Origin of the sequence: Phocaeicola intestinalis, from assembly GCF_014837065.1 — a bacterium.
In the GTDB taxonomy this organism is placed as follows: domain Bacteria; phylum Bacteroidota; class Bacteroidia; order Bacteroidales; family Bacteroidaceae; genus Phocaeicola; species Phocaeicola intestinalis.
This window is the reverse complement of the sequence record NZ_JACSPP010000021.1, coordinates 48,135-54,867: the sequence shown is the minus strand read 5'-3', so window position 1 is coordinate 54,867 and position 6,733 is coordinate 48,135. Positions and strand designations below refer to the sequence as shown.

Here is a 6,733-nt window from a genome sequence, read left to right as displayed (position 1 = left end):
AGGCAAATGCCGCCTCACAGTACATCCGAAGTCCAAATCCAAGATGAAATCAAGACTCAAAGAACTGACGAATCGTAGCAACGGATGGGGATATGTTAAGAGGAAACAGAAGCTGAAAGATTACATACGTGGGTGGATTGGATACTATCACCTTGCCGATATGAAACGTTTTCTTCTTGATACTGATGAGTGGTTAAGACGGAGAATACGCATGTGTATATGGAAAGCTTGGAAGACCCCCAAGACCAAGGTGGCAAACCTCATTAAATGTGGTATTGGAAAATACAAGGCATGTGAATGGGGTAACACTCGCAAAGGTTATTGGCGTATTGCTGATAGTCCTATATTGAAGGTGGCGATAAATAAGGAGAGCCTACGAAAGGCAGGATATCCTACCTTAATGGGCTCGTATCTCGAATGGTACCCAAAATAGGAACCGCCGTATGCCGAACGGCACGTACGGTGGTGTGAGAGGTCGGTAAACATGAAAATAGGAGATAAACACCTATGATTAGTGTTTACCTCCTACTCGATTATAAAGGTTTAAAACTTGTTAGTTTATCGAATGCTTACCGCGCTGTAGCAGTTTTGCCTTTAGGGATACTGCTCTAAAGTCGGGGCGTAATTATGGAAATGGGTACGTTGACAAAATAAAATAGGGCATAACTCATTGAGCTACACCCTATTCCCCTATGATTGGTTATCGTTGTTTACTGATACTTACTTCACCTCTTCAAAATCCGCATCCTGCACATTGTCTTTGTTGTTTGTGCTTTGGCTGTTGTTTGCCTGACCAGCGTTAGGACCTGCTTGTGCACCGCCTTGAGCACCGGTCTGTGCGTACATTTCAGCACTTGCGGCTTGGAAGGCAGCCTGCAGTTCTGCGCTTGCGGCGTCTATGCCTGCCAAATCCTGAGCCTTGTGGGCATCTTTCAATTTCTGAAGAGCGGCTTCGATAGGAGCTTTCTTGTCGGCAGGAATCTTGTCGCCAAGGTCTTTCAACTGATTTTCGGTGGTGAAAATCAAGCTGTCTGCCTGATTCAGCTTATCTACTTTCTCACGTTCCTTCTTATCGGCTTCTGCATTGGCAGATGCTTCGGCTTTCATACGTTCGATTTCTTCTTTGCTCAAGCCAGAGGAAGCTTCGATACGGATGGCCTGTTCCTTGCCGGTAGCCTTATCTTTGGCAGATACTTTCAGAATACCGTTGGCATCGATATCGAATGTAACCTCAATCTGGGGAACACCACGGCGTGCCGGAGCGATACCTGTCAAGTTGAACTGACCGATTGACTTGTTCTGTGCTGCCATCGGACGTTCGCCTTGCAATACGTGGATGGTCACTTCGGTCTGGTTATCGGCTGCCGTAGAGAATACTTCGCTCTTCTTGCACGGGATAGTCGTGTTGGCGTCAATCAGTTTGGTCATGACACCGCCCATGGTTTCGATACCCAAGGTCAACGGAGTGACATCCAGCAATACGATGTTGCCTACACCAGCTTCTTTGTTCAATACGGCACCCTGAATAGCTGCACCTACGGCTACTACTTCATCCGGGTTTACACCTTTTGAAGGAACTTTACCGAAGAAGTCTTGAACCAGTTGCTGAACTGCCGGGATACGTGAAGAACCACCTACAAGGATGACTTCGTCGATATCCGAGTTGCTCAAGCCTGCATCGCTCATGGCTTTCTTGCACGGCTCCAGACAAGCCTGGATTAAATCGTGGGTCAATTGTTCGAATTTAGCACGAGTCAATGTCTTAACCAAGTGCTTGGGCACACCGGCTACCGGCATGATGTACGGCAAGTTGATTTCGGTAGATGAAGAAGAAGACAATTCAATCTTTGCTTTTTCAGCTGCCTCTTTCAGACGTTGCATAGCCATCGGGTCAGTAGTCAGGTCGGCACCTTCATCGTTCTTGAACTCTTGAACCAGCCAATTGATGATAGCTTGGTCGAAGTCATCACCACCCAGGTGTGTATCACCATTGGTTGCCAATACTTCGAATACGCCGCCACCGAATTCCAATATTGAAATATCGAATGTACCGCCACCGAGGTCGAACACAGCTACTTTCATGTCCTTGTTGGCTTTGTCGACACCGTATGCCAAAGCGGCTGCGGTCGGTTCGTTAACGATACGTTTCACGTCCAGTCCTGCAATCTGTCCGGCTTCTTTCGTAGCCTGACGCTGTGAGTCTGAGAAGTATGCCGGAACGGTAATAACGGCTTCGGTTACTTCCTGACCCAGATAATCTTCAGCGGTTTTCTTCATCTTCTGAAGAATCATGGCTGAAATTTCCTGCGGAGTGTACAGACGTCCGTCAATGTCTACACGCGGTGTATTGTTTTCTCCTCTTGCTACTTGATAAGGAACACGAGAGATTTCTTTCTGAACTTGGTCGTATGTTTCACCCATGAAACGTTTGATAGAATATACTGTACGTTTCGGGTTCGTGATAGCCTGACGCTTAGCGGGGTCACCCACTTTACGTTCGCCGCCGTCTACGAATGCTACGACTGAAGGAGTGGTGCGTTTGCCTTCGCTGTTGGCAATCACAACCGGTTCGTTACCTTCGAATACTGCTACACATGAGTTTGTAGTTCCTAAGTCAATACCAATAATCTTTCCCATAATTGTATTTTTTTTATTTGTTTGCTAATTAAGTTGATTTTGTAACACCGAAGCGTTACGCTTATTAGTAAGCAAATGCTGTGCCAAGCGTAAAAGTCCTTTGTTTTGTTTTGTGTGGACTGACAAAATGTCGGTCGAAACTGACAAGCTAAGTAGATATGCTTAGACAGTGTGTCGGATAGAAGTGCAGATTGTGGCTTTTTCGAACCGGATATCAATGCAGTATTGGCCAATGCAGTATTGGCAGGTTGTTACTGTTCGATTTAGACTTTATTAATGCGGATGTGTCGGGTTTTTCGTTATTTTTGCCCTTTCGTTAGCAAAAGAGTCATGAAATATCTATACCTTATTATATATATAACAATCGGATGGTTCTTGGGAATAACAGCCGCACAAGCTCAACATCAGATAGTGACCGGACGGTTGGTATTGGAAAACGGGAATCATGAAGAACCTCTTTCATATGCCAACGTGGCGGTTTTTCGTTTACCGGATACGCTCTTGGTGAAAGGTGTGGTTACGGATACCAGTGGACATTTTTGTCTAGACTTCAAGAGAAAAAGTAAAATCGGCTATTTATTGAGGGCTTCATTTACCGGATGTGTTCCTTTGCTGAAAGTACTTGATGAAGTGGGAGATACTATCCGGTTGGGAACGTTGCGGATGCATGATGAAGCTTTACGTCTCTCGGAAGTGGTAGTGACAGCTCCACTTAAACCGATGGAACAGAAGGGAGATACTACCATTTACAATGTAGCGGCATTTCCTACTCCCGAAGGTTCATATTTGGAAGCCTTGGTACGGCGCATCCCTGGGTTGTCGTATGATTCGAAGAGCGGAGAAATGAAATTTAACGGCTATCCTATTCGGCAGATTACGGTAAACGGGAAAGACTTTTTCCGTGGAAACAAAGATGTGGTTCTGGAAAACCTGCCTGTTAGATTTGTCAGCCAGCTGAAAGTGTATGACAAACCGACAGAACAGGAAAAGATTACCGGCATGAAATCGAATGAGAAAAATTATGTGCTCGACTTGCAAACCAAACGGGAGTTTAATGGAACCCTGCTGGCAAATATTGAAGCTGGTTATGGCACGCACAAACGTCGTGATCTGAATGGCAGGATGATGCGTTTTAAAGAGAATGGGGATAATTTTATGGTAAGCGCACGTTCGACTAACCGCAATTCTACCACCGCTGATGAAGACAACATTTCCAATTCGGTCAACCTGAATGTTTCGAAGAATGTGAAAGAAGGATTAAGTCTGTCGGGAAATGTCAATTACATGTATAACCGTGACGGAGGGCAATCAGGGACATATAGTGAACAATACTTGAGTAGTGGTAATCAGTATCTTTTGTCGGAAAATGATCAGTTGGGGAAGAACCAGAATACGAATGGACGTTTCGATATGAACTGGGATATCAGCAAGCAGACCACTCTTATCTTTTCTGCTATGGGAGGTTATGGCGATGATGAAAGCCGGAACGAAAGCCGTACCGCTACTTTCAATGCTCCTCTGGATGCTGATACGAAAGCACCTTTTGCCCATATTGACGAGATAGGCAGGGAGATGTGGATAAACGACAACCGTCAGCAAACTTTGGGGCGAGGCAAACGTTTCAATTATGATTTGCGCCTGGAACTGGTGCAGAAAATCGGCACGAAGGGAGATTTTTTAAGCCTTGATGTCAACCATACTTATCAAAAGAACCGCCAGCATGCTTATACACTTTCTTCTATAGACTATTACCAATTGCAGAATGTGTCGGGAGGTGATTCGCTTTATTATCAGAACCAGTACCGCCATACGCCTCAAAGCTCGATGAATGATGAAGTGCGTTTGGGCTATACACATGCTTTTACCAAGAAATCACATATACAGTTTTCGTACGGATTAGAGAATGATTATGAACGTTTAGACGGTATGACTTATGATTTGTCTCGTCGGGAAACCGGGCATTTTGTCTTAGGTGCTTTGCCGGAAGGATATGAAGTGGATGAGGTGGATAGTCTGCGTACAAGAAGTCATAGTCGTACCCTTGGACATAATCTTTCATTTCGTTACAACTATACGGATGAAGTTTGGGGAATGGTGGCAAGTGTGGACATGACTCCCCAACGCCGTTCTATTGAACAGGCTACGGGCGAACATTATGCTGATACAGTGGTACGTTCGGTAGAATGGCGTTCGCAACTGAGTTTTTCGTACCAGAAAGACGGACGTTTTTTTGTGTTAAGTTATAACGGGAATACTTCGCAGCCTCGGTTGGAAGATATGATGGCACCTACCGATTACAGTTCGCCCTTGTATATTCGCCGGAGCAATCCGCACTTGCGTCCTTCGTACCGGCATTCGATGCATGCGATATTCAACAATTTCCAAAAAGGTTTTATGGCTTCGCTTATGTGGAATCAGACTTTCAACGCGGTGACGCGTGCTACCTATTATGATAGAGAGACAGGAGGACGCGAGACTCTTCCGGTTAATATTAACGGTAATTGGGGGATTATGGGAAACGGGTATTACGACAAGCGCATCAAGCAATTTCATGTGAACATAAATGCTTCGGGAGGATACGACCGCAACGTGAGTTTAATCAATGAAGACGGGACTCGGAATAGCCGGAGTGTGACGGGGGCTACTACATTGAGCAGTAATGTGCGGTTGGCTTACTTGCCGTCGTGGGGCAATATTGATTTGACTGGTACATGGACATTTTACCAATCGAAGAACTCGTTACAGAACCGTAATACGTATACCCGGAACTATACGTGCGGCATAGAAAGTTCGGTTAATTTGCCGTTTCATTTCATGGTAAGTACAGATGCCGGTTATGTATTCCGTAGTGGAACCGGTATGGATGGAAAAAGCGATAATGAACTTTTGTGGAACTTGAAAATTTCGTGGAAGTTCTTGAAAGAGAGGCGAGGAGAATTGTCAGTTTACTGGGCAGATATCCTGAGCCAGCGGAAAAGCTTTACGCGTTATGCCAGTGCTACGGCTTTCAGCGAACGGTATGAAGAACAATTGAGAGGGTATGCCATGGTTTCTTTCATTTATCGTTTCGAGCGTATGAAGTGAAAGAAACGCAGCTTGATGCGGATTGAGGTGGATGCGGTTACGATTTGAGTTTTTTAGATGAATATAGGTGCAATCCACCATGCAATCAACATCAAGCCGTGTTGCAGTCAAGTGATTAGTTGCCCGAAAGCTTTTCACCTGTGTTGCGTGTCAGCGTCAGAATTTCGGTACCATTTTCGTCCAGCAGGGCGAGGGTTTGGTCTTGGCTGGAAGAGAAGCTGTTCACTTTGCTCAGTGCTTCCAGAATCTGACGTTCAGTTTCCATATCAGGGCAAGCCATCATCGTGGAAATCATTTGTGAGAATTTCAACGAGTTATCTTTGCCTTCTTCTTGCGAGAAACTTCCATTGATAACATTACAACCGGCATTGCCGTGTACCCGTTTCTGTTCGATATCGAAAGCTAGGAACGGCGTGTTTTCGGTTTTGCCAAGTTGTGTATTGCCGATGGCACTGACAATCCATTCACCGTTTAGGTCATTGATGGAAAAAGCGGGAAGCTGGCGTTTCTCCAGTGTCATAAGTGCTTTGCCTTCTGCATCGGTCAGGCTTAAGCCCTGGTCTGTTTCGGTGTATCCCGTTACGTTGTCCAATGCTTGCAATACTTTGCTTTCTGTTTCTATATCCGGACACATCATACGGGTCGTTCCTATTTGTCCGAACTGTATCTTCCCCGGATGTAATGAGTCTATCTCGAAACTTCCTGTCATCCGGTTGCATCCGGCATTCCCGTATACTCGTTTTTCTTTCATGTCCAGTCCGATAAATGGTGTGTTGGCAGCATTGATTTTATCGCCGTTTACCGTTACGATGTTCCATTCTCCCGTCAGGTCAATAGGCTGTACGGCTTGTTTGCTACTTTTACATGCACTCATTCCTATGCCTGCACAAAGCAGGACAGCTGCTTTTAAAACTACTTTCTTCATAAATTTTGTCCTTGTTTTAGATAGTTTGCTATTACAAAAATACGGATATACTCGGAATACTGCATGAAGTTTCGGAAAAATTTATAT

At 45.0% G+C, this 6,733-nt stretch carries 4 protein-coding genes; 2 read left to right on the top strand and 2 right to left on the bottom strand.

Translation table 11 applies throughout. From position 1 onward, the window contains the following. Positions 1 to 433: group II intron maturase-specific domain-containing protein (locus tag H9625_RS08595; RefSeq protein WP_317173095.1), on the top strand; the 433-nt coding region annotated here is incomplete at its 5' end. A 287-nt stretch (positions 434 to 720) separates the two neighbouring features. On the opposite strand, the gene dnaK is transcribed toward H9625_RS08595, so the two are convergent. After that, positions 721 to 2,637 (bottom strand): molecular chaperone DnaK, encoded by a 1,917-nt coding sequence (gene dnaK / locus H9625_RS08590; protein ID WP_013617574.1) that lies wholly within the window; start codon positions 2,635 to 2,637, stop codon positions 721 to 723. 330 nt (positions 2,638 to 2,967) lie between these two features. Here dnaK and H9625_RS08585 point away from each other — a divergent pair, with 330 nt between their 5' ends. Next, entirely contained in the window at positions 2,968 to 5,721 is a 2,754-nt protein-coding gene (locus H9625_RS08585) for an outer membrane beta-barrel protein (protein ID WP_191763914.1), read from the top strand. Positions 5,722 to 5,836: 115 nt separating this feature from the next. Here H9625_RS08585 and H9625_RS08580 read toward each other — a convergent pair whose 3' ends face one another. Next, positions 5,837 to 6,646: an META domain-containing protein gene (locus H9625_RS08580; RefSeq protein ID WP_191763912.1), complete on the bottom strand. Its 810-nt coding sequence runs from the start codon at positions 6,644 to 6,646 to the stop codon at positions 5,837 to 5,839. Between the last annotated feature and the right edge of the window lie 87 nt (positions 6,647 to 6,733).